Origin of the sequence: Rhodanobacter sp. MP1X3, assembly GCF_014207165.1 — a bacterium.
Lineage (GTDB): Bacteria > Pseudomonadota > Gammaproteobacteria > Xanthomonadales > Rhodanobacteraceae > Rhodanobacter.
In genome coordinates, this window is the sequence record NZ_JACHCO010000030.1 from 1 (window position 1) to 1,059 (window position 1,059).

The following is a 1,059-nucleotide window of genomic DNA, read 5'->3' on the forward strand; positions in this document are numbered from 1 at the left end:
TGCCAGGCGAACATCACCTGAAACAGCGGCGTGTGTTCCAGCCGGCGCGGCGGATTAAGTCGTTCCACCACTTGTTCGAATGGCACGTCCTGATGATCCTGCGCCGACAACGCCACCGTGTGTGCCCGCGACAGCAACTGACTTACTGTCGGCGCGTCCGACAGGTCGATCCGCAACGCCAGCGTGTTGACGAAGAAGCCGACCAGTGGCTCGATCTCATGCCGCCCCCGGTTGGCCGACGGCGTACCGATGACTACGTCGTCTTGACCACTCAGGCGACCCAACACCGATGCCCAGGCTGTGAGCAGCGTCGTGAACAGCGTCACCCCGTGACGCTGACTCAGCCGCTTCAGTTCCACCGTCAGCTCCGCATCCAATCGCACCGGCACCGAACCGCCGACAAAGCTCGGCGTCGCCGGACGCGGTCGGTCGGTCGGTAGCGTCAGCAGGATCGGTGCTCCCGACAGCGAGCGCTCCCAGTAATCCAACTGTCCGCCCAACCGCTCCTCGCCCAACCAGCGCTGTTGCCACACAGCGTAGTCGGGGTATTGCACCGCCAACGGCGGCAACGGGTTGTCACGACCTTCGACGAAGGCCGCGTACAGCGCACTGAACTCGTTGACCAGAATGCCCAGCGACCAGCCATCCGACACAATGTGGTGCTGGGTCAGCAGCAACACATGCTCTGCCGAGCCCATGCGAACCAGCCGTCCACGGATCAGTGGACCGGCTGCCAGATCAAACGGTGCGTGGGCCTCCGCGTAACTGAGCGCGGCCAGTGCCGCTTCCTTCTCGACCTCATCGCTCAGGTCATGGTCGATCAGCGGGAACGGCTGCGTCGCTGGCAGCAGTTCCACTCGAGGCTGGCCCTTGACGGTGACGAACACTGTGCGCAACGACTCGTGTCGCAACCACAACGCGTTCAGTGCACGACGCAGCGCCGACTCGTCCAACTCACCGTGTAAGCGAAGCGCCGCCGGAATGTGATACGCCGCACTGGCCTCGCCCAGTTGTGATAAAAACCACAGGCGCTTCTGCGCGAACGATAGCGGAAGTTCC

The 1,059-nt window shown here is 63.4% G+C and carries 1 protein-coding gene; it reads right to left on the minus strand.

Annotation, left to right across the window (positions count from 1 at the left end):
* Positions 1–1,059 (minus strand): condensation domain-containing protein (locus tag HDE79_RS21785; protein ID WP_255488554.1); only part of this gene is annotated, 1,059 nt, incomplete at both ends.